At 68.5% G+C, this 25,810-nt stretch carries 22 protein-coding genes; 19 read left to right on the top strand and 3 right to left on the bottom strand.

What is annotated here, in order from left to right; translation table 11 throughout:
* The first annotated feature begins 12 nt into the window (after positions 1-12).
* From panB to HUJ28_07070, 4 genes are all read left to right on the top strand, one after another.
* Entirely contained in the window at positions 13-822 is an 810-nt protein-coding gene (gene panB / locus HUJ28_07085; protein MBD3619217.1) for a 3-methyl-2-oxobutanoate hydroxymethyltransferase, read from the top strand.
* Positions 822-1,670: a pantoate--beta-alanine ligase gene (locus HUJ28_07080; GenBank protein ID MBD3619216.1), complete on the top strand. Its 849-nt coding sequence runs from the start codon at positions 822-824 to the stop codon at positions 1,668-1,670. The genes panB and HUJ28_07080 overlap by 1 nt, the downstream gene beginning before the upstream one ends.
* 128 nt (positions 1,671-1,798) lie before the next feature.
* A complete protein-coding gene (locus HUJ28_07075) occupies positions 1,799-2,179 on the top strand; it encodes an aspartate 1-decarboxylase (protein MBD3619215.1) in 381 nt (126 codons plus the stop codon).
* A 206-nt stretch (positions 2,180-2,385) separates the two neighbouring features.
* The gene (locus HUJ28_07070) at positions 2,386-2,790 is read left to right on the top strand and encodes a sel1 repeat family protein (protein ID MBD3619214.1); all 405 of its coding nucleotides are present in this window, start codon (positions 2,386-2,388) and stop codon (positions 2,788-2,790) included.
* Between the two features lie 106 nt (positions 2,791-2,896).
* Here the strand turns inward: HUJ28_07070 and ppc are convergent, their stop codons facing one another.
* A complete protein-coding gene (gene ppc / locus HUJ28_07065; protein ID MBD3619213.1) occupies positions 2,897-5,722 on the bottom strand; it encodes a phosphoenolpyruvate carboxylase in 2,826 nt (941 codons plus the stop codon).
* Positions 5,723-5,901: 179 nt separating this feature from the next.
* A complete protein-coding gene (gene glgA / locus HUJ28_07060; protein MBD3619212.1) occupies positions 5,902-7,359 on the bottom strand; it encodes a glycogen synthase GlgA in 1,458 nt (485 codons plus the stop codon).
* A gap of 137 nt (positions 7,360-7,496) precedes the next feature.
* On the opposite strand from glgA, the gene gnd reads away from it, so the two are divergent.
* From gnd to pgi, 3 genes are read left to right on the top strand one after another with little or no spacing between them, the layout of a single operon-like run.
* Positions 7,497-8,408 (top strand): decarboxylating 6-phosphogluconate dehydrogenase, encoded by a 912-nt coding sequence (gene gnd, locus HUJ28_07055; protein ID MBD3619211.1) that lies wholly within the window; start codon positions 7,497-7,499, stop codon positions 8,406-8,408.
* Between the two features lie 7 nt (positions 8,409-8,415).
* On the top strand, positions 8,416-9,900 hold the full coding sequence (locus HUJ28_07050; GenBank protein ID MBD3619210.1) for a glucose-6-phosphate dehydrogenase: 1,485 nt from the start codon (positions 8,416-8,418) through the stop codon (positions 9,898-9,900).
* 60 nt (positions 9,901-9,960) lie between these two features.
* A complete protein-coding gene (gene pgi / locus HUJ28_07045; GenBank protein MBD3619209.1) occupies positions 9,961-11,613 on the top strand; it encodes a glucose-6-phosphate isomerase in 1,653 nt (550 codons plus the stop codon).
* A gap of 104 nt (positions 11,614-11,717) precedes the next feature.
* On the opposite strand, the gene queG is transcribed toward pgi, so the two are convergent.
* On the bottom strand, positions 11,718-12,797 hold the full coding sequence (gene queG, locus HUJ28_07040; GenBank protein ID MBD3619208.1) for a tRNA epoxyqueuosine(34) reductase QueG: 1,080 nt from the start codon (positions 12,795-12,797) through the stop codon (positions 11,718-11,720).
* A gap of 105 nt (positions 12,798-12,902) precedes the next feature.
* Between queG and HUJ28_07035 the strand changes: the two genes are divergently transcribed.
* The 12 genes from HUJ28_07035 to HUJ28_06980 all read left to right on the top strand — a co-directional run bounded on the left by HUJ28_07035 (position 12,903) and on the right by HUJ28_06980 (position 25,762).
* A complete protein-coding gene (locus HUJ28_07035; GenBank protein MBD3619207.1) occupies positions 12,903-14,399 on the top strand; it encodes an NAD(P)H-hydrate dehydratase in 1,497 nt (498 codons plus the stop codon).
* Positions 14,396-14,878 (top strand): tRNA (adenosine(37)-N6)-threonylcarbamoyltransferase complex ATPase subunit type 1 TsaE, encoded by a 483-nt coding sequence (tsaE, locus tag HUJ28_07030; protein ID MBD3619206.1) that lies wholly within the window; start codon positions 14,396-14,398, stop codon positions 14,876-14,878. The genes HUJ28_07035 and tsaE overlap by 4 nt, the downstream gene beginning before the upstream one ends.
* Positions 14,879-14,999: 121 nt before the next feature.
* Positions 15,000-16,361: an N-acetylmuramoyl-L-alanine amidase gene (locus HUJ28_07025; protein MBD3619205.1), complete on the top strand. Its 1,362-nt coding sequence runs from the start codon at positions 15,000-15,002 to the stop codon at positions 16,359-16,361.
* Between the two features lie 67 nt (positions 16,362-16,428).
* A complete protein-coding gene (gene mutL / locus HUJ28_07020) occupies positions 16,429-18,216 on the top strand; it encodes a DNA mismatch repair endonuclease MutL (GenBank protein ID MBD3619204.1) in 1,788 nt (595 codons plus the stop codon).
* Between the two features lie 3 nt (positions 18,217-18,219).
* Positions 18,220-19,182 carry a tRNA (adenosine(37)-N6)-dimethylallyltransferase MiaA gene (gene miaA / locus HUJ28_07015; protein MBD3619203.1) on the top strand — a complete coding sequence of 321 codons (963 nt, stop codon included), beginning with the start codon at positions 18,220-18,222 and terminating at the stop codon, positions 19,180-19,182.
* Positions 19,183-19,298: 116 nt separating this feature from the next.
* The gene (hfq, locus tag HUJ28_07010; protein ID MBD3619202.1) at positions 19,299-19,538 is read left to right on the top strand and encodes an RNA chaperone Hfq; all 240 of its coding nucleotides are present in this window, start codon (positions 19,299-19,301) and stop codon (positions 19,536-19,538) included.
* A gap of 32 nt (positions 19,539-19,570) precedes the next feature.
* On the top strand, positions 19,571-20,854 hold the full coding sequence (gene hflX / locus HUJ28_07005) for a GTPase HflX (GenBank protein MBD3619201.1): 1,284 nt from the start codon (positions 19,571-19,573) through the stop codon (positions 20,852-20,854).
* Positions 20,855-20,965: 111 nt separating this feature from the next.
* Positions 20,966-22,123, top strand: a complete 1,158-nt coding sequence (gene hflK / locus HUJ28_07000) for an FtsH protease activity modulator HflK (protein ID MBD3619200.1) — start codon at positions 20,966-20,968, stop codon at positions 22,121-22,123.
* A gap of 2 nt (positions 22,124-22,125) precedes the next feature.
* The gene (gene hflC / locus HUJ28_06995) at positions 22,126-22,989 is read left to right on the top strand and encodes a protease modulator HflC (GenBank protein ID MBD3619199.1); all 864 of its coding nucleotides are present in this window, start codon (positions 22,126-22,128) and stop codon (positions 22,987-22,989) included.
* 9 nt (positions 22,990-22,998) lie between these two features.
* Positions 22,999-23,190, top strand: a complete 192-nt coding sequence (locus tag HUJ28_06990) for a DUF2065 domain-containing protein (protein ID MBD3619198.1) — start codon at positions 22,999-23,001, stop codon at positions 23,188-23,190.
* A gap of 92 nt (positions 23,191-23,282) precedes the next feature.
* Complete coding sequence (locus tag HUJ28_06985; protein ID MBD3619197.1) at positions 23,283-24,470, top strand: ATP phosphoribosyltransferase regulatory subunit; 1,188 nt, start codon at positions 23,283-23,285, stop codon at positions 24,468-24,470.
* The gene (locus tag HUJ28_06980; protein ID MBD3619196.1) at positions 24,470-25,762 is read left to right on the top strand and encodes an adenylosuccinate synthase; all 1,293 of its coding nucleotides are present in this window, start codon (positions 24,470-24,472) and stop codon (positions 25,760-25,762) included. The genes HUJ28_06985 and HUJ28_06980 overlap by 1 nt, the downstream gene beginning before the upstream one ends.
* Positions 25,763-25,810 lie beyond the last annotated feature (48 nt).

The raw sequence follows: 25,810 nt of genomic DNA, 5'->3' as shown, positions 1-25,810 counted from the left end.
CAGAGACTGCCCATGAGTCGACACCAGGACATCCGCCGCACGACCGTCACCCGCCTGCGCAAGCTCAAGGCCGAGGGGGAGAAGATCGCCTGCCTGACGGCCTACGAGGCAGGCTTTGCCCGCGTGCTCGATGCCGCCGGCATGGACGTGATCCTGGTCGGCGATTCGCTGGGCATGGTGGTGCAGGGGCACGAGACCACCCTGCCGGTGACGATGGAGGAGATGCTCTATCACACCCGTTGCGTGGCGCGTGGCTGCGAGCGGGCACTGCTCATGGCCGACATGCCGTTCATGAGCTATCCCACGCCCGAGCGGGCCCTGGACAACGCCGCCCGCTTCCTCAAGGAGGGCGGGGCGCAGATGGTCAAGCTCGAGGGCGGTGCCGCCCAGGAACAGACCGTGCGGCTGCTGGCACAAAACGGCATCCCGGTCTGTGCCCACCTGGGCCTCAAGCCACAGTCCATACACAAGCTGGGGGCCTATCGCGTGCAGGGCCGGGAGGCCGCCGCCGCCGATGCCATGGTGCGCGATGCGCTCTCGCTGGCCGAGGCGGGGGCCGACCTGCTGCTGCTGGAATGCGTGCCGGCGGCCCTGGCCGACCGTATCCGCGACGCCGTGGCCATCCCGGTGATCGGCATCGGCGCGGGGGCGGGCTGCGACGGGCAGATCCTGGTGCTGCACGACGTGTTGGGCCTCACCGGCAACATGCCGCGCTTTGCGAAGGACTTCCTCGCCGGTGCCGAGGGCATCGAGGCTGCCATCCGTGACTACGTCGACCAGGTGAAGACCGGCCGCTTCCCCACGGCCGAACACGCCTTCTGATGCAGCGCGAGGTGACCATCGCCGGCCTGCGCGCGGCCGTCGCCGACTGGCGTGGCCAGGGGGCGCGCATCGCCCTGGTGCCCACCATGGGCAACCTGCATGCCGGGCACCTGGCCCTGGTCGAGCGGGCCCGCGCACTTGCCGAGCGCGTGGTGGTCTCGATCTTCGTCAACCCCCTGCAGTTCGACCGCGCCGACGACCTGGCCGCCTACCCGCGCACCCTGGAGGCGGATGCCGCCGCGCTCGCCGCGGCCGGCGCCGACCTGTTGTTCGCCCCGCCGGAGGCCGAGGTCTACCCGGCCGGTGGCAGCCTCACGCGCGTGGAGGTGGCTGGGGTGACGGAGGTCCTGGAGGGGGCCTCCCGGCCCGGGCACTTCACCGGGGTGGCGACGGTGGTCGCCAAGCTCTTCAACATGGTGCAGCCGGACGTGGCCGTGTTCGGCGAGAAGGACTGGCAGCAGCTCCTGGTGATCCGGCGTCTGGTCGCCGATCTCGACTTCCCGGTGGCCATCGAGGGCCTGCCCACGGTGCGCGAGCCCGACGGCCTGGCCCTCAGTTCGCGCAACGGCTATCTCAGCCCCGAGGAGCGGGCCCGTGCGCCGCGGCTCCATGCCATCCTGCGCGAGCTGGTCGAGGCCCTAAAGGCCGGTGAGCCGGACCTTGCCGGGGCCGAGGCGCATGCCGCCCGGGCCCTTGAAAAGGCCGGCTTCCGCCCCGATTACATCAGCGTGCGCCGCGCGGCCGACCTGGCCCTGCCCGGACCCGGGGACCGCGAACTCATCGTGCTCGCCGCCGCCTGGCTCGGGCGCGCGCGCCTGATCGACAACCTCCCGTTCACGCGGCCCTAGGCGATCCCGATGGCCGCTCCCGGGCGGTGTGGCGGGGTTTGCCGCAGGCGGGCGAATCCCGCATAATTGCCAGCCCGGCCGATCGGTCCGGGTCTGACGTTCAACAGCGATACCGAGGTTTCACAGGCATGCATCTGACTCTGCTCAAGGCCAAGCTGCACCAGGCGCGCGTGACCCACGCGGAGCTGGAGTACGAGGGCTCCTGCGCGATCGATGGCCGCCTGCTCGACACCGCGGGTATCCACGAGTACGAGCAGATCCACATCTACAACATGAACAACGGCGAGCGCTTCACCACCTACGCCATCCGTGCCGAGGAAGGCAGTGGCGTGATCTCCGTGAACGGCGCCGCCGCGCATCTCGCCGCCCCTGGCGACCGCGTGATCATCTGCGCCTATGCCCAGCTCGACCAGGCCGAGGTCGCCGACTTCAAGCCCAACCTCGTCTACGTCAACGAGCGCAACCAGATCGCCCGCACCAGCCACGCGATCCCGGTGCAGGCCGCCTGATCCCCCGGCGGGCGCCCCGTCGCCCGCCATGCGTACCCCCGGCACCGGCCGTCCCGCCCTCGGGCGACCTGTGATCGTCATCACCTTTTGCACTTCTCCCCTGTGAACCCATTCAAGTTCCGCCCGTCCTGCCGTTGCCCGGCAGGCGCCCGTCATTACCATGACGATCAGGGGGGAGAACGCATGAGAGCAAAAGGGGAACGCGAATGACGAAAGTCATGATTGCTCTTGCCATGATGATGTGCGGCGTGCTGATGCTGGGCATGACCCAGCAGGCCGTCGCCAGCGATTCGGTCGCGCTCTACGAGCGCGGGCTGGATCAGCTCCACGGCAGCAACGGGGCAGAGCCGAATCCGCAGGAGGCCGTGCGCTGCCTCACACAGCTCGCCGAGGAGGGATGGGCCATCGCCCAGTTCAAGCTGGGCGAGATCTATCACCGCGGTATCGGGGTGGCGAGCGACCGGCTGGAGGCCTTCCGCTGGTACGCACGCGCCGCCCAGCAAGCCTATCCGCCGGCCGAGGAACGGCTGGTGGAGCTCAGGGAGGAGATGGACCACCGGGAGCGACGCGACGCCGAGCGTGTCGTCGCCGCCCTCGGCAAACGGACCTGAGGGTCGTGTTTAATGGGATTTAGCTTGTTTGCTTTGCATTGTCCGGCATTAGCCCCCTCGCCAGAGGGGGCATTTTTTTGCCCGCGATTCCTGTCCGCGGGGCGTTCTAGCCGGTGTTGCGCATGCCGGCGGCAATGGCGTTGATGCTGCGCAGCAGCGGGCTCAGCCAGGCCGCGTTCATGGTCGCGTCCAGATCGATGGCCCGCGTGCGGCGGATCAGGGTGATCTGCACGTGGTTCAGCGGGTCCAGGTAGGGATTGCGCCGCGACAGCGACAGGGCTAAGGCCTCGTTCTCCGCCAGCAGGTGATCCTCTTCCACCACCTCCAGCACGTTGCGCACCGTGCGTTCGTACTCGCTCCGTACCTTCTCGAAGATGCTCCTGGCCTGCTCCGGATTGCTGCTGAGCTGTGCATACTCGGCGGCGGTGCCCATGTCGGCCTTGAACAGCGACATCTGCACGTTGCTCAGCAGGGCGCGGAAGTAGGGCCAGTCGCAATACATCCGGCGCAGGCGTTCGAGGTTTTGCGGGTCGTCCGCGCGCACGCGCTCCAGGGCCGAACCAATGCCATACCAGGCGGGCAGGGTGTGGCGCGACTGCGCCCAGCCGAACACCCAGGGGATGGCGCGGATCGAGGCCTTGGAGCGGTCGGTCTGCTTGCGGTGCGAGGGGCGCGAGCCGATGTTGAGCTGGCCGATCTCCATCACCGGGGTGACCTCGTAGAAGTAGTCGAGGAAGCCCGGCGTGTGGTCGGTGAGGTCGCGGTAACTGTCCTCGCCGTACTGCGACATCCTTTCCATCAGCTGCAGGGAGCTGGCCGGCTGCTCGCTGGACTTTTCCACCAGGCCGCGGCTGGCCTTGAGCAGGCCGGTGGCACCCATCGTGAGTTCGTAGGCGGCCGTCTCCAGGTTGCTGTACTTGTAGGACAGCACCTCGCCCTGCTCGGTGAACTTGATCTGTCCATGCACCGTGCCGGCCGGCTGGGAAAGAATGGCCTCGTGGGTGGGGCCGCCGCCGCGGCCGACGGTGCCGCCGCGGCCATGGAAGAGGCGGCATTCCACGCCATGCGCATCGGTCAGGCGGATGATGTTCTGCTGTGCCTGGTACAGGTTCCAGGAGGAGGCGATGATGCCGCCGTCCTTGCAGGAATCCGAGTAGCCGAGCATGACCTCCTGCAGGTTGCCCGAGGCGCGCAGCAGGGCGGCATAGGTCGGGTTGCCGAGCAGGTCGGTGAGCACCTGCTCGACGTGCTTGAGATCCTCGATGGTCTCGAACAGCGGCGAGATCAGGATGTCGCAGAACCACTCGCCATCGCGGCGACCGGCCAGGCCCGCCAGGCGGGCCAGCAGCATCACCTCCAGCACGTGGCTGGCGGTGTGCGTCATGGAGATGACGTAGGTGCCGAAGGTCTCGGGACCGGCCTCCTCGCGCATGCCCGCCATTACGGCGAAGGTCGCGAGCGTCTCGCGGGCCTGCTCGCCCAGGGCCTCGGTATCGACCGCCGGCAGGCTGTCCTCGCTGATCAGCCGGCTGAGTGCCGCCAGGCGTCCGGCCTCGTCGAGCCGCCGGTAGTCGGTGTCAGGGGCGATCTGGGCCAGGATCTCGGTGACCGCGCTGGTATGCACGGTGGATTCCTGGCGGATGTCCAGATTGAGCAGGTGGAAGCCGAAGCTTTCCACTAGGCGGATCAGGTCCTTCAGCCGGCCGTTGGCGATATTGCCGTCGCCGTGGCTGGTGAGCGAGTCGCGCATCACGTGCAGATCGGCCAGGAGTTCGGCCGGCGAGGCATAGGCCACGGAGGGCAGTACCGCCCGTTCGCCATCCAGGCGACGGCGCACGGTCTTCAGCGTCTCGCGCAGGCGGTAGGCGATGAAATAGAGCTTGCGGCGGTAGGGCTCGGTGCGGAAGCGGTCGGGATAGCCGCCGAACACCAGGTTGCTGATGCCCTCGTCCTGTTCCAGGCTCTGCATGAAGGCCGCGGAGGGCTGGCAGAGCAGAATCGAGTGGGTGAGGATGTGGCGCAGGGCATCGATGTGGCGCAGGTATTCCTCCAGCACCTCCTGCATCTGCAGGCGCACGGCCAGCTCGGTGACCTCGGGGGTGACATTGGGATTGCCGTCGCGATCGCCGCCGATCCAGGAGCCGAAGCGGATGAAGCTCGGCACCTCGATCACCGGCGAGCCGTCCTCGCGCAGGCCGTAGGTGCGGCGGATGGCCTTCTCGAAGAAGCGGTAGGTGGTGGGTACGGCCTCGAACAGGCTTTCCTGGAAGTAGAACAGGCCGTACTTGATCTCGTCGCGCACCTGCGGCTTCTTGGTGCGTACCTCGTTGGTGCGCCATAGGATCTGGATCTGGCTCTGCAGCTCGTCGATGATGTCCTGACGCTCTTCCCTCGACAGCTTCGGGTTGTCGAGCTTGTTGCTGGTGAGGAAGATGCGGCGCTGCGCCTCCATGATGGAGCGGCGGCGTGCCTCGGTGGGGTGCGCCGTGAACACCGGCATGTAGCGCAGTTTCTCGATCAGCGTCTGTACCTGATCGGGGTCGATGCCCTGTTCATGGAATTCGCGCAGGGTGTGATCGAAGGAGCCGCGCCACAGCGGACCGCCGGCATGCAGCTGGCGACGGCGCCAGCGATGCGCCCAGGCTTCCTCGGCGAGATTGACCAGCATGAAGTAGATGCTGAAGGCGCGAATCACCTGTTCCAGGGTCTGCACGTCGAGGTCGTCGATGAGCTGCATCAGGCGCCGGCGTCTGGCCTGGTCGTCCTTCTTGCGCAGACCGATGTAGCCCTTGCGCAGTTTCTCCACCGCATCGTAGACCGCCTGTCCCGCGTGGTCGCGCAGCAGGTTGCCCAGCAGTGTCCCCAGCAGCTTCACGCGTGAGCGCAGCTCCTTGTCCTGCGGGCCGGTGTGCGTTCTCAGTGCAGCATTCATAGACAAAACAGTCCCCCGCGGCCTGTGGCCGGTGGTGTTCGCGATCGGAATGAAGTCCCCCGCCGGGGGCGTGGGTGATGCGTGCCCCGGGCAAAAACAGCCGCACATTATAGCTTGCCGGGCCATGGCGATGCCAATGCGGCCGCGGAGAGGAATGATCCGGGTATCCCCCGGAAAGGCTAATTCGTCTTTTTCATCAGTGACTTGTAGAGCGAGATGTAGTCGCGGGCACTGCGTTCCCAGCTGAAGTCGCGGGTCATGCCCTGTTGCGCCAGGCGGCGCCAGGCGGTGGGCCGGTCGTAGAGCGCGATGGCGCGCAGCAGGGCCTCGCGCAGGGCCAGGGGGTCGTCCTGTTCGAAGTGGAAGCCGGTGGCCGTGCCGTTTTTCAGTGTGGCGGCCGTGGCATCGACGACCGTGTCGGCCAGGCCGCCGGTGCGGCGCACCACGGGCGGGGTGCCGTAGCGCAGGCTGTACATCTGGTTGAGCCCGCAGGGCTCGAAGCGCGAGGGCATGACGAAGATGTCCGCGCCGGCCTCGATCAGGTGGGCATGGGCCTCGCTGTAGCCGATGTGCCCGGCCACGCGGTCGGGGAAGGTGGCGATGAGGTCGCGTACCCGCCGCTCCAGGCCGGCCTCGCCGGTACCGAGCAGCACCAACTGCAGGTCCTGCTGGGCGAGCAGCGGCAGCACGGCGTCCAGCAGCAGGTCGATGCCCTTCTGCTCCACCAGCCGGCCGATGAAGGCGAGCAGCGGCGTGCGCGGCCGCGGCTCCAGGCCGAAGGCCTCCTGCAGGGCATGCTTGTTGCTTGCCTTGTTGGCCAGGGTCTCGGCATCGAAGGGCGTATGGATATAGGGATCGCCGTGCGGATCCCACTCCCGGTAATCGATGCCGTTGAGGATGCCGGTCAGCTGGTCGCGCCGATGGGTCAGCAGGCCGGCCAGGCCATAGCCCTGGCGCGGCGTCTGGATCTCCTTGGCGTAGGTCGGGCTGACCGTGGTCAGGTGGTCGGCGAATACCAGCCCGCCCTTGATGAAGGAGAGCTGGCCGTAGAACTCCAGCGCCTCGCTGTGCCACAGTCGCGAGTCCAGGCCGAGTTCGGCCAGCGTCTGCGGCGGGAACAGGCCCTGGTAGGCGAGGTTGTGGATGGTGAACAGGGTGCGCGGGCGTTCCGCCTGCGCGGCCAGCAGGGCGGGCACCAGGCCGGTCTGCCAGTCGTTGCAGTGCACGATGTCGGGCTGCCAGTCCAGGTTCGCCTGGCCCAGCGCCGCGCGTACCACGGCCTGGGCGAACAGGCCGAAGCGCAGGTGGTTGTCCTGCCAGTCGCCCCCGTTGGGGGCACGGTAGGGGTCGCCTGCGCGATCGAAGAGCAGGGGGGCGTCGACGAGATACAGCGGCAGGCGCGTGGACGGCAGGCGGCCGCGCAGGATGCGCACCATCCCGGGGAACGGCGGCAGCTCGAATTCGGCCATCACGCGCAGGCGGGCGATGCGGCGACGCGCCTCGGGGTAGGCCGGCAGGATCAGACGCACATCCTGGCGCAGCGACTTGAGCGCGAGCGGCAGGCTGCCGCTGACGTCACCGAGCCCGCCGGTCTTGATGAGCGGAAAGGCCTCGCTGGTGGCGAACAGGATCTTCATGGGCGGGCGGTTGTTCGAAGCGGCTCGATGCAGGTTTCACCAAGGCGTTACACGCCTGTGTTACGACGGTCACCTGGACGGGCCGTTCGCGAAGGTGCTTTACTTTACGGAATTCTCAACGAGCAAGCGAGGGTAACATGCAGCTGGCAATGATCGGTCTGGGCCGTATGGGCGGCAACATGGCGCGGCGCCTGTCGCGCGCGGGCCACTCGGTGGTGGGCGTGGACCGTGATCCGGCGGTGGCGGCACAGCTGGAACGCGAGGACGGCATCATCCCGGCGGCCACGGTGGCGGAGGCCATTGGCCGGCTGGAGGCGCCGCGCGTCCTGTGGCTGATGCTGCCGGCCGGGGAGATCACCGAGCAGACGCTCAAGGAGGTGATCCCGCTGCTCGAGCCCGAGGACATCGTCATCGACGGCGGCAACGCCTGGTACCGTGACAGCATGCGCCGCGGGCAGATGCTCGCCGAGCACGGCATCCGTTATGCCGATGCCGGCACCTCGGGCGGCGTCTGGGGGCTGGACAACGGCTACTGCATGATGGTTGGTGCGGACGAGGCGGTGTTTCGCGTCATCGAGCCCGTCATCCGCGATCTCGCCCCTGGTGTGGATCGTGGCTGGGCACACGTGGGCCCGGTCGGAGCCGGCCACTTCACCAAGATGGTTCACAACGGCATCGAGTACGGCATGATGCAGGCGATGGCCGAGGGCCTGGCCATCCTCCGGGCGAAGGAGGAGTTCGCGCTGGACCTCGCCGAGATCACCGAGATGTGGCGCCATGGCTCGGTGGTGCGCAGCTGGCTGCTGGACCTCACCGCCGAGGCCTTCACCCAGGACCAGGCGCTGGCGGATATCGCCCCCGTGGTGGCCGATTCCGGCGAGGGCCGCTGGACGGTGCAGGAGGCGGTGGAACTCGGCGTGGCCGCGCCGGTGATCGCCGGCTCCCTGTGGACGCGCTTCGACAGCCAGGACGAGACCGCCTACGGCAACCGCGTGCTGTCCATCATGCGCCGCGCCTTCGGCGGCCATGCCATCACCCGGGCCAAATAGGCGCACGATGACCAACGAGCCCTGCACCTTCGTCATCTTCGGCGCCACCGGCAACCTCGCCGCGCTGAAGCTGCTGCCCGCGCTCTATCACCTGGAAGAGGACGGCCAGCTGCCGGACGGGCTCAGGGTGCTCGGGGTGGGGCGGCGCGACTGGCGCGACGAGCAGTGGCGCGAGGAGGTGAAGACGCAACTCGCCGCCCGGGCACGCAAGGGCCGGCTGGATGCCGAAGTCTTCGCGCGGTTTGCCGCGCGCCTGCACTTTCAGCGTGGCGACCTGCGCGAGGACGCCGATTACGCCGCCCTGCGCCAGCGTCTGGACGAGGACGCGGCCCTGCCCCCGAATGCCGTGTTCTACATGGCCATCCCGCCAGCCGAATATGCCGAGGTGGCACAGCGTCTGGCGGCCCAGGGATTGCACGCACAGGAGGGGGGCTGGCGCCGCCTGGTGGTGGAGAAGCCCTTCGGTTATGACCTGGAGAGCGCGCAGGCCCTGGAGCAGAGCCTGCACCGGCACTTCACCGAGCAGCAGATCTTTCGCATCGATCACTACCTGGGCAAGGGCACGATCCAGAACATCCTCGTGTTCCGCTTCGCCAACCTGCTGCTCGGGCCGCTGTGGAACCGCAACTACATCGACCACGTGCAGATCGTGCATGCCGAGTCGCGCGGCATCGAGGGGCGTGCGGCCTATTACGAGGACGCGGGTGCCCTGCGCGACATGATCCAGTCGCATCTGCTGCAGATGCTCACCCTGGTGGCCATGGAACCGCCTTCCTCGCTGGAGGGCGAGGCCCTGCGCGACGAGAAGGTGAAGGTGCTGCGTTCCATCCGTCCCATCGCGCCCTCGAACGTGCACGACCACGCCTTCCGCGCCCAGTATGCAGGCGGCACGGTGAACGGCGAGGCCGTGCGCGCCTACCGGGAAGAGGCGGGCGTGGCCGCCGACAGCCTCACCGAGACCTACGCCGCGCTCAAGCTCTACATCGACAACTGGCGCTGGCGCGGCGTGCCGTTCTACCTGCGTACCGGCAAGCGCATGGCCGCCGACAGCGCCATGGTGAGCATCCGCTTCAAGTACCCGCCGCAGCAGCTGTTTCGCGACACCGCGGTGGAGCGCATCCGGCCCAACTGGTTATTGCTCGGTATCCAGCCCGATGAATGCATACGCCTGGAGATGCAGGTGAAGCGCTCCGGACTGGAGATGAAGGCGCGTACCACCCAGCTCGATGCCAGCTACTGCGCACATGACGACGTGAAGATTGACGCCTACGAGGCCCTGCTGCTGGACGTGATACAGGGTGAGCGCTCGCTGTTTCTTCGTTATGATGAGGTCGAGTGGGCCTGGCGCGTGGTCGACCCCGTGCTCAGGGTCTGGGGTGAAGAAAACAGCTTTATCCATTATTATCCCGCGGGCAGCTGGGGGCCGGCCGAATCGGCGCGGCTGTTCGATGCCGAGGACCAGGCCTGGCGCAACAGCGTCGACAGGGAATAACGACCAGCACATGCAACCGCCGTCTCTGATCCGGCTCCAGTTACGGGGTGACGACGATCGATGACGATCCCGACGACCACATCCGGCTGGGCGCATCTCGCCGCGCATTACGACGCGATGAAGAGTCGCCACATGCGCGACCTGTTCCGCGACGATCCGCAGCGCTTCGAGCGCTATACGGCGCGCTTCGAGGACCTCCTGCTCGATTACTCCAAGAACCGCATCGTCGACGAGACGATGCAGTATCTGTTCGAGCTCGCGCGGGGCATGGAGCTCGAGGACTGGCGCGATGCCATGTTGCGTGGCGACCGGATCAACAACACCGAGCAGCGTGCCGTGCTGCATACGGCGCTGCGCCATCGCGGCAACACCCCCGTGCATGTCGATGGCGAGGACGTCATGCCGCTGGTGCGTGGCGTGCTCGCGCGGATGCGCGATTTCTCGACGCGCGTGCGCAGCGGGGAGTGGACGGGCTTCACCGGCGAGGTGGTCACCGACGTGGTCAACATCGGTATCGGTGGCTCCGACCTCGGCCCGCGCATGGTCTGCGAGGCGCTCAAGCCCTATGGGCACGAGCGCCTGCGCCTGCACTTCGTCTCCAATGTCGATGCCACCGATATCAGCGAGACCCTGAAGCGCGTCGATCCACGCACCACGCTCTTCATCATCGCCTCCAAGACCTTCACCACCCAGGAGACGCTGACCAACGCGCATACCGCGCGCGACTGGCTGCTCGCGGCCTGCGACGGCAACCAGGCGGCCGTCGCCCGCCACTTCGTCGCGGTGTCCACCAATCGCGAGGGGGTGGAGGCCTTTGGCATCGATCCCGCCAACATGTTCGAGTTCTGGGACTGGGTGGGCGGCCGCTACTCGCTGTGGTCGGCCATCGGGCTGCCCATCGTGCTGGCCGTGGGCATGGACCGTTTCGAGGAGCTGCTGGCCGGTGCGCATGCCATGGACCGGCACTTCCAGGAGGCCGAGCTCGAACAGAACCTGCCGGTGATCCTCGCCCTGCTCGGGGTCTGGTACAACAACTTCTTCGGCGCACAGGCCCACGCCATCCTGCCCTACGACCAGTACCTCTCGCTGCTGCCCCGCTACCTGCAGCAGGCGGACATGGAGAGCAACGGCAAGTACATCGACCGCGACGGCCGCCGCGTCGGTTATTCCACCGGTCCCATCATCTGGGGACAGGCCGGCACCAACGGCCAGCACGCCTTCTACCAGCTCATCCACCAGGGCACCAAGCTGATCCCGGCCGACTTCCTGGCTCCGGCCGAGTCACACAACCCGGTGGGCGATCACCACCGCATCCTGCTCTCCAACTTCTTCGCCCAGACCGAGGCACTGATGAAGGGGCGCAGCCTCGCCCAGGCACGCAAGGAGGTGAAGAAACTCGGCCTCTCCCCGGAGGACATGGACGTGCGCCTGCCGCACATGGTCTTCGAGGGCAACCGGCCGAGCAACAGCCTACTGTTCCGCCGCCTCACGCCACACACCCTTGGCGTACTCATCGCCCTGTACGAACACAAGATCTTCACCCAGGGCGTGATCTGGCACGTGAACTCCTTCGACCAGTGGGGTGTGGAACTCGGCAAGACGCTGGCGAAGAAGGTGCTGGCCGAACTGGCCGACGACACGCCGGTAGACAGCCACGACGCCTCCACCAACGGCCTCATCAACTACTACAAGTCCTTGAGGTGTGGGAGGTAAGTCGCAAGTCACATAGGAGCGCCGCGAGGCGCGATGCGAAGTCTGTGCCCTCTGTGGCATTCACGCATAGGGCGGGCCGCGCCCGCCGCTCCTGACTTGGGACTTCAGACTTGGAACTTACGACTGCTTGCCCCGTGCTGCGCCAGCGCCCATTGCACATGCTCGCGCACCAGTGCCGAGGGGTCATCGGCGCGCGATCGGAGTGCGCCGAGGACGGCCTCGCTGCTGGGGGCGTTGCCCAGGGCCACGGCGATGTTGCGCAGCCAACGCTCGTGGCCGATGCGCCGGATGGCCGAGCCTTCCATGCGTGAGAGGAATTCCGTCTCGTTCCAGGCGAACAGCTCGCAGAGGTCGGGCGCATCCAGGCCGTGGCGGGCGGCGAAGTCGGCGAGTTCCGCGGGGCGGGCGAAGCGGTTCCAGGGGCAGACCAGCTGGCAGTCGTCGCAGCCGTAGATGCGGTTGCCGATCAGCGGGCGGAACTCCTCGGGGATCGGGCCGTGCAGCTCGATGGTGTGGTAGGAGATGCAGCGCCGCGCATCCAGCTCGTAGGGACCGACGATGGCCTGCGTGGGGCAGGCCTCGATGCAGGCGCTGCAGGTGCCGCAATGCGCCTCGCCCGGGCTGTCCAGCGGCAGGGGCAGGTCGGTGTAGAGCTCGCCGAGGAAGTACCAGGAGCCGGCCTCGCGGCTCAGCAGGTTGGTGTGCTTGCCGATCCAGCCGAGCCCGGCCTTTTCCGCCAGGGCCTTCTCCAGCACCGGGGCGCTGTCGACGAAGGCGCGGTAGCCGAAGGGCCCGACGGCCGCCTCGATTCGCTCGGCCAGGCGCTGCAGCCGGTTGCGCATGAGCTTGTGATAATCGCGGCCCAGGGCATAGCGCGATACATAGGCCCGCTCCGGGTCGCCCAGCACGGCCTCGGCCGGGGTCGCGTCGGGCGGGAAGTAGTCCATGCGCACCGAGATCACGCGCAGCGTGCCCGGCACCAGCTCGGCCGGCCGGCTGCGGCGGGTGCCGTGCCGCGCCATGTAGTCCATCTCGCCATGGCGACCGCGATCCAGCCAGTCGAGCAGGCGCGCCTCGTGCTCGCCGAGCTCGGTGTCGGTGATGCCCACGGCGCCGAATCCCAGGTCACGTGCCCACTGCCGGATGTCGGCGGCCAGGGCGGCGCTCGGTCGGGGGGCAGGCATGGATGGGGGCTTGCTCACGGTGCGGACGGTCTTCGGTGGCTCGAGGTTTGGTAAAGTGTACCGTCTTCTGCATGCACACTTCATAATCCCGTGCCCGGTGACCGCATGACCGAATCCGAACAGCCACAGCCGCTCTATACCGCCGCGCAGGTGCGGGCGCTGGATCGTGCCGCCATCGCGGGCGGCATCGCCGGCCTCGAACTCATGTCGCGCGCGGGCGAGGCCGCCTACGCCGAGATCCGGCAGCGCTGGCCGGCGGCGCGCCGCTGGCTGGTGCTGTGCGGGGCGGGGAACAACGGCGGCGACGGCTACGTGATCGCGACCCTGGCCCGGGCAGAGGGCCTCGGGGTCAGCTTGCTGCAGCTGGCGGACGCGGCGCGCATCCAGGGCGATGCGGCACGTGCCCGGGCACGCTATCTCGCGGCCGGCGGCGTGGAGTCGGGCTTCGATGGCCGGCTGCCGGCGGCCGAGGTGGTGGTGGACGCCCTGCTCGGCACCGGCCTCGAGCGCCCCGTGAGCGGGGAGCTTGCCGCCGCCATCACGCAGGCCAATGCCCTGGATGCGCGACGGGTGGCCGTGGACATCCCCTCGGGGCTGGCCGCCGACACCGGCCGTATCCTCGGCGTGGCCCTGCGTGCCGACCTCACGGTGAGCTTCATCGGCCTCAAGCAGGGGCTGTACACCGGGCAGGGGCCGGACTGCTGCGGCGAGATCGTCTTCCGGGACCTGGATGTGCCGGCGGCGGCCTATGCCGGCGTCGAGCCGGGCGCCGAACGCCTGCCCGCCCATCCGGCCCGAGCCGCGCTGGCCCCGCGGCCGCGCAGCGCCCACAAGGGGGCCGCCGGGCGCCTGTTGGTGGTGGGGGGCGACCATGGCTACGCCGGCGCCCCGCGCCTGGCCGGAGAGGCGGCCCTGCGCAGCGGCGCCGGACTGGTCACGCTCGCCACGCGGGCCGAACACGCCCCCGCCCAGGCCGCGGCCCGCCCCGAGCTCATGTGCCACGGGGTGGCCGGGCGTCGCGAGCTGGCCGGGCTGTGCGCGCGCGCCGACGTCATCGCCATCGGGCCGGGCCTCGGCCAGGCCGCCTGGGGGCGGGAGCTGCTGGCCGAGGCCCTGCTGGCGACCTGTCCGCTGGTGCTTGATGCCGATGCGCTCAACCTCCTGGCACAGGACCCGCGGCCCCTACCGCAGGCCGTGCTCACACCCCACCCGGGCGAGGCCGCGCGCCTGCTCGCCTGCACGGTGGCGGAGGTGGAGGCCGACCGCTTTGCCGCCGTGCGCGAGCTGCAGCGCCGCTATGCCGGGGTGGTGGTGCTCAAGGGGGCCGGCACGCTGGTGGCGGCCCCGGGGCGCCCGGTCGCCGTCTGCCCCTACGGCAACCCCGGCATGGCCAGCGGCGGTATGGGCGACGTGCTCACGGGCGTGATCGGGGCCCTGCTCGCCCAGGGGCTGGCGCCGGCCGACGCCGCCCGTGCCAGCGTCTGCCTGCATGCCCGCGCGGGCGATGTGGCCGCCGCCCGGGGCGAGCGGGGCCTCATCGCCAGCGATCTCTTTGCCTGCCTGCGCGCGGGCGTCAATCCCGACCAGGACATCCCGTCATGAGCAGCAGACAGGCAGCGAGCCCCGAACGGCATCTGCGCATCGAATCCGCCGCGGCCATGGAGGCGCTGGGCGCGCAGCTGGCCGCCGCCGCCCGGGCGCCGCTGGTGGTCTTTCTCGAGGGCCAGCTGGGTGCCGGCAAGACCACGCTGGTGCGCGGCTGGCTGCACGGGCTGGGACACGAAGGGGCGGTCAAGAGCCCGACCTACACCCTGGTCGAGCCCTACGAACTCCCGGCCGGAGCGCTCTATCACTTTGATCTGTATCGACTCTCGGACCCGGAAGAGCTGGAGTACATGGGCATCCGCGACTACCTCGTGGGGGATGCGGTGGCCCTGATCGAGTGGCCCGAGCGCGGGGCCGGGATCCTCCCCGGGGCCGATCTGGCCGTGGCGATCGACTACCGCCCGGACGGGCGCGAAGTGCGGCTGCGTGCCCTGACCCCGGACGGGCAGGCGGTGCTGGATCGCCTCGAATCCTAGAAAGCTTCTAGGAAGCTTCTCTATCTATCTAAAAACATTGGATTTTGGTCTTGCATTTGCGCGTGGATTGCCTACACAATAGGTCAAGGGCACCAGAAACCCGCCCGGGGAGGCCGTGACCATGGGTAATACAACGCATAACGCACAGCGTCGCCTGTTCCTGCGCCGCCTGATCGCGCTGTCGGTCGGGGCCTCCGCCGCGCTCACCTCCCCCCGCCTGTTTGCCGGCCAGCCAGTGGTCGTCAGCGGGGTGCGTTTCTCCGCCGCCGACGGCGCGACGCGCGTGGTCTTCGACCTGAGCGGGGCCAGCGAGCACAGCATCTTCACCCTGCACGGCCCCGAGCGCGTGGTGCTGGACCTGCCCAATGCCCAGGTTCGCGACGCCCTCGACCTCTTCACCCTGCCCAACTCCGTGGTCCGGCAGATCCGCCACGCCCAGCGCAACACCAGTGACCTGCGCGTGGTGCTGGACCTCAAGTCCGCGGTCAAGCCGCGCAGCTTCCTGCTCAAGCCGGACCCCGCGTCGGGGGCGGGCTACCGCCTGGTGGTCGACCTCGAGACCGGCGCCGGCTCGCAGCAGCCGGTGCTCACGGCCAACGGCACCGAGACCACGGCCCTGCGCGACGTGGTGGTGGCCATCGATGCCGGCCATGGCGGCCGCGACCCGGGTGCCGTGGGCAAGCGCGGCACGCGCGAGAAGGACGTGGTGCTGGCCGTGGCGCGCAAGCTCGAGGCCCTGCTGAAGCAGCAGAAGGGCATCCAGCCCGTGCTGATCCGCAATGGCGACCAGTACCTCGCCCTGCGCGAGCGCATCCGCAAGGCCCGCCAGGCCAAGGCCGACCTCTTCATCTCCATCCACGCCGACGCCTCGCCGGATGCCCGCGTGCACGGCTCGTCCGTCTATGTCCTGTCCCAGAACGGGGCGACCAGCGAGGCCGCCCGCTGGCTGGCCGAGCGCGAGAACGCCGCCGACCTGGTCGGCGGGGTGAGCCTGGACGACAAGGACGAGCTGCTGGCCTCGATGGTCGCCGACTGGGAGAGGTCGAGCAGCACCGAGGCCAGCATGGACCTGGCCGGCGACGTGCTCGCCGAGCTCGACTCCGTGGGCCAGATCCGCCGCAAGCGTATCGAGCAGGCGGGCTTCGCCGTGCTCAAGTCGCCGGACATCCCCTCCGTGCTGGTGGAGACGGCCTTCATCAGCAACCCGGCGGAGGAAAAGCGCCTGCGCACCCCGGCGCATCAGCAGAAGCTGGCCGAGGCCCTGCGCAACGGCGTGATCCGCTACTTCCGCGGCCATGCGCCGCCCGGCACCTGGCTGGCCCAGGCCCGTGACAACCGCTACGTGATCCGCAACGGCGATACCCTGTCACACATCGCCGACCGCTTCCGCATCAGCGTGGGCGAGCTGCGTACCGTGAATGACCTGCGCAGCGACCGCCTGCAGGTCGGCCAGGTGCTGATGATCCCGGTCAGCGATACCTGATCCCCTGTCGCCGCCCCCGGCGGGCGCGGCGCTTTATGCCGGCGGCGCGAGCCGATATGCTTTGCGCATGCCGATCCGACAGCTCCCCCCGCAACTCATCAACCAGATCGCCGCCGGCGAGGTGGTCGAGCGCCCGGCCTCCGTGGTCAAGGAGCTGCTCGAGAACAGCCTGGACGCCGGCGCCACGCGCATCGTCATCGACGTGGAGCAGGGCGGGGTCAAGCGCATCCGCATCCGCGACGACGGCACGGGCATCCCGCGCGAGGAGCTGCACCTGGCGCTCAGCCGCCATGCCACCAGCAAGATCGGCAGCCTCGACGACCTCGAGCGGGTGCGCAGCCTCGGCTTCCGCGGCGAGGCCCTGCCGAGCATCGCCTCCGTCTCGCGCCTCACACTCACCTCGCGTACCGCGGACGACGACAGCGGCCACCGTCTGGCCAGCGACGGGGCCGAGGTCTTCGGCGAGCCCGAGCCGGCCGCCCATCCCCGGGGCACCACCATCGAGGTGGCCGATCTCTTCTTCAACGTGCCGGCCCGACGCAAGTTCCTGCGCAAGGAGGCCACCGAATACGGTCACCTGGAGCAGGTGGTCAAGCGCATCGCGCTGAGCCGCTTCGACATCGGCATCACGCTCTCCCACAACGGCCGTTCGGCCTTTGCCCTGCGCCCGGCCGAGACGCGCGAGCAGCAGGAGCGGCGCATCGGCGAGGTCTGCGGCCCGGCCTTCATCGAGAACGCGGTGCACGTCGACTATGCCTCGGGCGATCTGCGCATCCGCGGCTGGATGGGGCTGCCCACCTTCTCGCGCAGCCAGGCCGACCTGCAGTACTTCTACGTCAACGGCCGCATGGTGCGCGACAAGGTCATCACCCACGCCGTGCGCCAGGCCTACCAGGACGTGCTCTATCACGGCCGGCACCCGGCCTTCGTCCTGTTCTTCGAGCTGGACCCGGGGCTGGTGGACGTCAACGCCCATCCCACCAAGCATGAGGTGCGTTTTCGCGAGCAGCGCCTGGTGCACGACTTCCTCTACCGCACCCTGCACCAGGCCCTGGCCGATATCCGCCCGGCTGCCGCGGATACGCCCGTGCTAGCGGAGGCGCATGCCCCCGCCGTCGGCAGCGGTTCCGCTGACTGGTCGCCGCCGCGCCAGGGGGTGATGCCCGTGGCCGCCCCCGCGCTGGTGAAGGAGCAGATGGCCGCCTACGGCAGTCTGCACCAGGCGGCCGCGGCGCCGCCGCAGCCGATTGCGGCGGAGGACGAGGCCGGGGTGCCGCCGCTCGGCTACGCCCTGGCCCAGCTGCACGGGATCTACATCCTCGCCGAGAACGCCCAGGGCCTGGTGCTGGTGGACATGCACGCGGCCCACGAGCGCATCACCTACGAACACCTGAAGACGGCCTGGGACGGCCACCAGGTCACCGCCCAGCCCCTGCTGGTGCCCGTGACCGTGGCGGTGAGTCGGCGCGAGGCCGATGCCGCCGAGGCGCAGGCGGAGACCTTCCGTGAACTGGGCTTCGAGGTCGGGCGCATGGGGCCGGAGTCGCTGGTGATCCGGGCGGTCCCCGCCCTGCTGCGTCACGCCGACGTCGAGGCCCTGCTGCGCGACGTGCTGGCCGACCTCATGGAACACGGCCAGAGTGCACGGGTGCAGGAGTCCATCAACGAACTGCTGTCCACCATGGCCTGCCACGGGTCAGTGCGGGCCAACCGCCGCCTCACCCTGCCGGAGATGAATGCCCTGTTGCGCGACATGGAGCGCACCGAGCGCAGCGGCCAGTGCAACCACGGCCGCCCCACCTGGGTACAGCTCGGCATCGACCAGCTCGACCGCCTGTTCATGCGCGGGCAATAGGGGATGGCCGGGAGCGAGCAGGGTGTGGGCCCGCCGCCGTGCGTCTTCCTCATGGGACCCACGGCCTCGGGCAAGACCGACCTGGCCGTGGCCCTGGTCGAGGCACTGCCTTTGGATATCGTCAGTGTCGACTCGGCCCTGATCTACCGGGAGATGGCCATCGGCACCGCCCGGCCCGACGCCGCCACCCTGGCGCGCGCGCCGCACCGGCTGATCGATTTCCTCGATCCCGCCGAGGCCTATTCCGCCGCGCGCTTTCGCGCGGACGCCCTGCGCGAGATCGCCGCGATCCACGCCGCCGGTCGTGTCCCGCTGCTGGTGGGCGGCACCATGCTCTACTTCCGTGCCCTGCAGTACGGGCTTTCCGAGCTGCCCCCGGCCGATCCCGCGGTGCGTGCGCGCCTGGATGCCTGGGCCGCGCGCGAGGGCTGGGCGGCCCTGCATGCGCGGCTGGCCGAGGTGGACCCGGTCTCGGCCGCGCGCATCCACCCCAACGACCCGCAGCGCCTGCAGCGGGCGCTCGAGGTCTTCGAGCTCACCGGCCGGCCCCTGTCCGCCTTCCATGCCCGCGGCCGGGCGGGGGATTTCGACTGCCGCCTGCTCAAGCTCGGCCTGCTGCCGCAGGACCGCGCCCTGCTGCACACGCGCATCGCCGCGCGCTTTCAGCAGATGCTGGCGGCGGGGCTGATCGAGGAGGTGCAGCGGCTGCGCGCGCGTGGCGACCTCGACACCGGTCTGCCGTCCATGCGCTCGGTGGGGTATCGCCAGGTGTGGGAATACCTGGACGGGAACTATGACTACGACACCATGGTCAGCAAGGGCATTGCCGCCACGCGCCAGCTCGCCAAGCGCCAGCTCACTTGGCTGCGCTCGGAGGCGGACGTGGAGCCGCTGCACATCGAGACCCTCGACCCCGCGGCGGTGATCGCCAGGGTGGCGCGGTTCCTGGCGGACGGGGGCGCCTGAGCCCTGTGCTACAATGCCGAAAATAAATCGGTTTTTCCCTGCAATTGCAGTAAGCTACGGCCGATGGCCACCAAGCGCCCGCACATTCTATAAAACCAAGACAGGAGCCACAGGCAATGTCAAAAGGGCAGACCTTACAAGAACCCTTCCTGAACACGCTGCGCAAGGAGCGCATCCCGGTGTCGATCTATCTGGTCAACGGTATCAAGCTGCAGGGCCAGATCGAGTCCTTCGACCAGTTCGTGGTCCTGTTGCGCAACAGCGTCAGCCAGATGGTCTACAAGCACGCCATCTCGACCGTGGTCCCGGCGCGTCCGGTGAAGCTGTCGGGCGGTGACGACGCGGCTCAGGAATAACGCCGTTCGGATACCCGGCTTGAGTCACTCCCTTGTTTGAACGTCCGCAAACCGGCGAGCGGGCGGTACTGGTCCACATCGACTTCGACGCCGAGCGTGACCGGGAAGACCTCCACGAATTCATCGAGCTGGTACGTTCCGCCGGGGCGGAGGACGTGGGCCTGGTCACGGGCTCGCGCCATGCCCCGGACCCCCGCTATTTCGTCGGTTCCGGCAAGGCCGAGGAGGTGCGCGACGTGGTCGTCGCCAGCGAGGCCGAGCTGGTCATCTTCGATCATGCCCTGAGCCCCAGCCAGGAACGCAACCTCGAGCGCCTGTTCAAGTGCCGCGTGCTCGACCGCACCGGCCTCATCCTCGACATCTTCGCCCAGCGCGCCCGTTCCCACGAGGGCAAGCTGCAGGTCGAGCTCGCCCAGCTGCGGCACATGTCCACGCGCCTGGTGCGCGGCTGGACGCACCTGGAGCGGCAGAAGGGCGGCATCGGCCTGCGCGGGCCCGGCGAGACCCAGCTCGAAACCGACCGCCGCCTGCTGGCCGAGCGCATCAAGCAGATCAACCGGCGCCTGGAAAAGGTACGCAAGCAGCGCGACCAGGGGCGCCAGGCGCGCAAGAAGGCGGAACTTCCCGCCGTCTCGCTCGTCGGTTATACGAACGCCGGCAAGTCGACCCTGTTCAACCGGCTCACCGGCGCCGGCGTCTACTCGGCCGATCAGCTCTTCGCCACGCTCGACCCGACCCTGCGGCGCGTCGAGCTGGCCGATGGCCAGGGCATGGTGCTGGCCGACACCGTGGGCTTCATCCGCCACCTGCCGCACGACCTCGTCGCCGCCTTCCATGCCACGCTGCAGGAGGCGGCCGAGGCCGATGTGCTGCTGCACGTGGTGGATGCCGCCGACGAGGAGCGCGACGAGTACATCGCGCAGGTCAACGACGTGCTGGCACAGATCGGCGCCGACGGGGTGCCGCAGATCATGGTCTACAACAAGATCGATCTGCTGGAGCAGGCCGTCGCGCACGTGGACGAGCCACGCGGCGAGGAGCCGTCGCGGGTGTGGCTGTCGGCGCAGACCGGCGCAGGTGTCGAGGCCCTGCTCGAGTACCTCGGCCGCTATCTCGAACGCGACATGGTACATGGCTGGATCGCGCTCGGTCCGGCGCAGGGGCGCACGCGCGCGCTGCTGTTCGAGGAGGGCGCGGTGCAACAGGAACAGATCGATGCGCAGGGGCAGTGGCGGCTGGAGATCCGCCTGCCGCGCCGACGCTATGACTCGCTGCGCAAGCAGCATGTACTGCCGGAGACGCCGGACCGGGCCTGAACGGACCCGAATGGACCTGAACGGGACGCGCCTTGCGGGTCACGCAGGGGCCCCCTAGAATGGGCCGACCGATTTCCTGGTAAAGACCATATTAAATAACGGAGCAATCGCATGCCCTGGAACGAACCGGGTGGGAACAAGAAGGATCCCTGGAGCGGCAATCGCGGCGATCAGGGTCCGCCGGACCTCGACGAGTTGCTCAGAAAGCTCTCCGGCGGCATCGGCCGCATCTTCGGCGGTGGCCGCAGCGGCGGCAGTTCCGGCGGCTCGGCCTCCGGCATCGTCCTCATCCTGGTGGTGCTGGTGGGCCTGTGGTTCGCCTCCGGCTTCTACGTGGTATCGGAAGGTGAGCGCGGCGTGGTGCAGCGTTTCGGTGCCCATACCGAGCTGACCCTGCCGGGGCTGCGCTGGCACCTGCCGTACCCCATCGAGAAGACCACCATCGTGGACGTGCAGAACGTGCGCAACGCCCAGCACGCCGGCAGCATGCTCACCCAGGACGAGAACATCGTCGATATCGAGATCATGGTGCAGTACCGCGTGAAGGACCCGGTGGCCTATCTGTTCAACGTGGCCAATCCGGACGCCCCCGAGTTCGCGGCCTCCACGGGCACCCTGGGGCAGGTGATGGAGAGCGCCCTGCGCGAGGTGGTGGGCAGGAACGACATGGACTTCATCCTGCTCGAGGGGCGCGAGGCGATTGCCGCCGATACCCAGACCCTGATGCAGGAAACCGTCGACAGCTATGGGGCTGGTCTGGACGTGGTGAAGGTCAACCTGCAGCGTGCCCAGGCCCCGCAGGCCGTGCAGGGCGCCTTTGCCGACGCCGTGCGCGCCCGCGAGGACGAGGCCCGCTTCCGCAACGAGGCCGAGGCCTATGCCAATACCGTGATCCCCGAGGCGCGCGGTCAGGCGGCGCGCCTGGTCGAGGAGGCCGCCGGTTATCGCGACCAGGTCATCGCCCGGTCCGAGGGTGAGGCCGAGCGCTTCGAGAAGCTGCTGGCCGAGTACCGCAAGGCCCCGGACGTCACCCGCGAGCGTCTCTACCTCGATACCATCCAGGAGGTGATGTCCCGTTCCAGCAAGGTGATGGTGGACGTCGAGGGCGGCAACAACCTGCTGTACCTCCCGCTGGACAAGATCATGCAGGGCCGCAGCGGCCAGGGTGCACCGGTGAATCCGGCGCCCGTGAGCATGCCCAGCAGCGGTTCCTCTTCCAGTCAAACCGATGACCCCCGCAGCGGCCTGCGCAGCCGGGAGGTGCGTTGATCATGAAATCCAAACTCATTATTGGTCTGCTTGTTGCCGCCGTCATCATCGCGATGATGTCCCTGTACACCGTGGATGAGCGCGAGAAGGCCATCCTGTTCCGCTTCGGCAAGATCGAGCAGGCCGATATCGGCCCGGGTCTGCACGTCAAGATCCCGATCGCCAACACGGTGATGAAGTTCGACACCCGCATCCTCACCCTGGATGCCGAGCCGGCGCCGGTGCTCACCGAGGAAAAGAAGAACATGACGGTCGACTTCTTCGTGAAGTGGCGCATCGTCGATGTCTCCAAGTTCTTCGTCGCCACCCGTGGCGATGCGGCCCAGGCCCGCGCCCGTCTGGGTTCGATCATGCGCGAGGTGATCTACAACGAATTCGGCAAGCGCACCATCCAGGAGGCAGTATCCGGCGAGCGCGGCCAGATCATGGAGATCGCGCGCGTGAAGGCCAACGAGGTCGCCCAGGAATTCGGCATCGAGGCCGTGGACGTGCGTATCAGCCGCATCGACCTGCAGGAAGAGGTCAGCGAGTCGGTGTATCGGCGCATGCGCGCCGAGCGTGCCCGCGTCGCACAGGATTTCCGTGCCCGTGGTCAGGAGGCCGCCGAGCGCATCCGCGCCGAGGCCGACCGCCAGTCCACGGTCATCCTGGCGAATGCCTACCGCGACGCCGAAAAGCTGCGCGGTGAGGGCGACGCCGTGGCCGCCGACATCTACGCCCGTGCCTACAAGCGCGATCCGGAGTTCTACTCCTTCTACCGCAGCCTCAACGCCTACCGCGAGAGCTTCAAGGGACCGGAGGACGTGCTGGTGCTGCAGCCGGATTCGGACTTCTTCCAGTACTTCGGCGGGCCGACGCGCAAGTAAGTCTGTCGCATGTGGCAGGATCTGCTGGCGGCGTTGGCCCGGGTGCTCGTCATCGAGGGGCTGACGCCGTTTCTCAATCCGAAGGGCTCGCGCCGCATGATGCAGATGGTCGCGCAGCTGCCGGACCGGCAGCTGCGCATCGCCGGGCTCACGGCGATGGTGATCGGTGCCCTGCTGCTCTGGTTCGTCCGCCATGCCTGAGGCGGTCCGCCCCTGATCCGGCCTACCTAGCGCCTGGTCTTTCAGGCATAATGGCGCGTCCGTGTCGCTGACCTGATTGATTTCCTGGATTCATGACCCATCTCGACCATTGGCTGCTGCCCGAGGGTATCGACGAAGCGTTGCCCGACGAGGCCGAGCGCCTGGAAGCCTACCGCCGCCGGCTGATCGACCTCTACCACGCGTGGGGGTACGAGCTGGTGATGCCCCCGTTCATCGAATACCTCGAGTCCCTGCTCACGGGCACGGGGCACGATCTCGATCTCAAGACCTTCAAGCTCACCGACCAGCTCACCGGCCGGATGATGGGCGTGCGTGCCGACATGACGCCGCAGGTTGCGCGCATCGATGCGCACCGCCTGGGCCGCAGCACGCCCACGCGCCTGTGCTACCTCGGCACGGTGCTCAACACCCGCTCTGACGGTTTTGGCGGTACGCGCAGCCCCCTGCAGGTGGGCGCCGAGCTCTACGGTCATGCCGGCATCGACAGTGACGTCGAGGTCATCACCCTGATGCTGGAGACGCTGCGCGTCACCGGCGTGCGCGACGTCTATGTCGATCTGGGGCACGTCGGCATCTTCCGCGCCCTGGTGCAGGACGCCGGCCTCTCCGACGAGGAGGAGGCGGCCTTCTTCGACATGCTGCAGCGCAAGTCGATGCCCGAGATCAACGACTTCCTCGGCGGCCTTGCCATCAACGCCGCCGGCAGCGAGCGCCTGCGCCGCCTGGCCGAGCTCAACGGCGAGGCCGAGGTGATCGCCAGCGCGCGTGAACTGTTCGCCGGTGCCGCGGACGCGGTGGGGGAGGCGCTGGACTATCTGGGTGCCGTGGTCGCCGCCGTGCAGGCGCGCTTCCCGGACACCGCCCTGCACGTGGACCTCGCCGAACTGCGCGGATACCACTACCATACCGGCGTCGTCTTCACGGCCTATGTGCCGGGCGAGGGTCAGGAGGTGGCGCGCGGCGGGCGCTACGACGAGATCGGCAAGGTCTTCGGCCGCGCACGGCCGGCCACCGGGTTCAGCGCCGACCTCAAGACCCTGGCACGCCTCAGCGACGAGTCGCAGGCGTCGGCCACGCCGGCCATCTCACGCATCTTTGCGCCGGCCGGTGCAGATGCCGGGGTGGTGGCCGGGCTGCGTGCGCAGGGCGAACGTGTGGTACAGGGGCTCTCGGGGCAGACGGGCGACGCCCGCTCGATGGGCTGTGATCGTGAACTGGTTGAATCGAACGGTCAGTGGACCGTGGTGGACTGTAAATAATGGGCAAGAGCGTCGTCATTCTGGGCACCCAGTGGGGTGATGAGGGCAAGGGCAAGATCGTCGACCTGCTCACCGACCGCGCCTCCGCGGTGGTGCGCTTCCAGGGCGGGCACAATGCCGGCCATACGCTGGTGATCGGCGGCGAGAAGACCGTGCTGCACCTCATCCCCTCCGGCATCCTGCGCGACAACGTCGAGTGCATGATCGGCAACGGCGTGGTGCTGTCGCCGGACGCACTGATGGACGAGATGAAGATGCTGGAGGACCGCGACGTGCCGGTGCGCGAGCGCCTGCGCATCTCCGAGGCCTGCCAGCTCATCCTGCCCTACCACGTGGCGCTGGACCTGGCGCGCGAACAGGCGCGCGGCAGGGCCGCCATCGGCACCACCGGCCGCGGCATCGGCCCGGCCTATGAAGACAAGGTGGCGCGTCGCGGCCTGCGCCTGGGCGACCTGTTCCACCGCGAGCGTTTCGCCGCCAAGCTCGGTGAGGTGCTCGACTACCACAACTTCGTGCTGAAGAACTACTTCAAGACCGACGTCATCGACTTCCAGAAGACCCTGGACGATGCGCTGGCCCTGGCCGAGATCCTGCAGCCGATGGTGAGCGACGTCACCCAGCGCCTGGCGGAGCTGCGCGCCGAGGGCGCGAACATCCTCTACGAGGGCGCGCAGGGCAGCCTGCTCGACATCGATCACGGCACCTATCCCTTCGTGACCTCCTCCAACACCACGGCCGGCGGCGCCTGCACCGGCAGCGGCGTGGGCCCGCTCAATCTCGACTACGTGCTCGGCATCACCAAGGCCTACACCACCCGCGTGGGCGCCGGCCCGTTCCCCACCGAGCTGTTCGACGAGATGGGCGAGCACCTGGCCAAGCGCGGCCACGAATTCGGTTCCACCACCGGCCGCGCGCGCCGCTGCGGCTGGTTCGATGCCGTGGCCCTGCGCCGTTCGGTGCAGATCAACAGCGTTTCCGGCCTGTGCGTGACCAAGCTGGACGTGCTGGACGGCCTCGACACCCTGCGCATCTGCGTGGGCTATCGCTGCGATGGCCAGGAGAGCGCGGTGCCGCCGGTGGGCGCCGAGAACTTCGCCACCTGCGAACCGATCTACGAAGACCTGCCGGGCTGGAAGGAATCCACCATCGGCATCACCCGCTATGAGGATCTGCCGGAGGCCGCCAGGGCCTACCTCAAGCGTATCGAGGAAGTGGTGGGCACGCCGGTGGACATGATCTCCACCGGGCCGGACCGCGACCAGAACATCCTGCTGCAGCATCCCTTTGCCTGAGGTGACGGGCGGGGCAGGGAGGCCCCGGGTGCGCGCAGCGGTGACCGC

This window comes from Chromatiales bacterium (genome assembly GCA_014762505.1).
Classification (GTDB): domain Bacteria; phylum Pseudomonadota; class Gammaproteobacteria; order SpSt-1174; family SpSt-1174; genus SpSt-1174.
This window is presented reverse-complemented; position numbering and strand designations above follow the sequence as displayed.

What these genes read in the sequence shown, in the direction of transcription:
- panB (MBD3619217.1), top strand. Translation starts at nt 13, where the DNA reads ATGAGTCGACACCAGGACATCCGCCGCACGACCGTCACCCGCCTGCGC.
- HUJ28_07080 (MBD3619216.1), top strand. Translation starts at nt 822, where the DNA reads ATGCAGCGCGAGGTGACCATCGCCGGCCTGCGCGCGGCCGTCGCCGAC.
- HUJ28_07075 (MBD3619215.1), top strand. Translation starts at nt 1,799, where the DNA reads ATGCATCTGACTCTGCTCAAGGCCAAGCTGCACCAGGCGCGCGTGACC.
- HUJ28_07070 (MBD3619214.1), top strand. Translation starts at nt 2,386, where the DNA reads ATGACGAAAGTCATGATTGCTCTTGCCATGATGATGTGCGGCGTGCTG.
- ppc (MBD3619213.1), bottom strand. Translation starts at nt 5,722, where the DNA reads ATGAATGCTGCACTGAGAACGCACACCGGCCCGCAGGACAAGGAGCTG.
- glgA (MBD3619212.1), bottom strand. Translation starts at nt 7,359, where the DNA reads ATGAAGATCCTGTTCGCCACCAGCGAGGCCTTTCCGCTCATCAAGACC.
- gnd (MBD3619211.1), top strand. Translation starts at nt 7,497, where the DNA reads ATGCAGCTGGCAATGATCGGTCTGGGCCGTATGGGCGGCAACATGGCG.
- HUJ28_07050 (MBD3619210.1), top strand. Translation starts at nt 8,416, where the DNA reads ATGACCAACGAGCCCTGCACCTTCGTCATCTTCGGCGCCACCGGCAAC.
- pgi (MBD3619209.1), top strand. Translation starts at nt 9,961, where the DNA reads ATGACGATCCCGACGACCACATCCGGCTGGGCGCATCTCGCCGCGCAT.
- queG (MBD3619208.1), bottom strand. Translation starts at nt 12,797, where the DNA reads ATGCCTGCCCCCCGACCGAGCGCCGCCCTGGCCGCCGACATCCGGCAG.
- HUJ28_07035 (MBD3619207.1), top strand. Translation starts at nt 12,903, where the DNA reads ATGACCGAATCCGAACAGCCACAGCCGCTCTATACCGCCGCGCAGGTG.
- tsaE (MBD3619206.1), top strand. Translation starts at nt 14,396, where the DNA reads ATGAGCAGCAGACAGGCAGCGAGCCCCGAACGGCATCTGCGCATCGAA.
- HUJ28_07025 (MBD3619205.1), top strand. Translation starts at nt 15,000, where the DNA reads ATGGGTAATACAACGCATAACGCACAGCGTCGCCTGTTCCTGCGCCGC.
- mutL (MBD3619204.1), top strand. Translation starts at nt 16,429, where the DNA reads ATGCCGATCCGACAGCTCCCCCCGCAACTCATCAACCAGATCGCCGCC.
- miaA (MBD3619203.1), top strand. Translation starts at nt 18,220, where the DNA reads ATGGCCGGGAGCGAGCAGGGTGTGGGCCCGCCGCCGTGCGTCTTCCTC.
- hfq (MBD3619202.1), top strand. Translation starts at nt 19,299, where the DNA reads ATGTCAAAAGGGCAGACCTTACAAGAACCCTTCCTGAACACGCTGCGC.
- hflK (MBD3619200.1), top strand. Translation starts at nt 20,966, where the DNA reads ATGCCCTGGAACGAACCGGGTGGGAACAAGAAGGATCCCTGGAGCGGC.
- hflC (MBD3619199.1), top strand. Translation starts at nt 22,126, where the DNA reads ATGAAATCCAAACTCATTATTGGTCTGCTTGTTGCCGCCGTCATCATC.
- HUJ28_06990 (MBD3619198.1), top strand. Translation starts at nt 22,999, where the DNA reads ATGTGGCAGGATCTGCTGGCGGCGTTGGCCCGGGTGCTCGTCATCGAG.
- HUJ28_06985 (MBD3619197.1), top strand. Translation starts at nt 23,283, where the DNA reads ATGACCCATCTCGACCATTGGCTGCTGCCCGAGGGTATCGACGAAGCG.
- HUJ28_06980 (MBD3619196.1), top strand. Translation starts at nt 24,470, where the DNA reads ATGGGCAAGAGCGTCGTCATTCTGGGCACCCAGTGGGGTGATGAGGGC.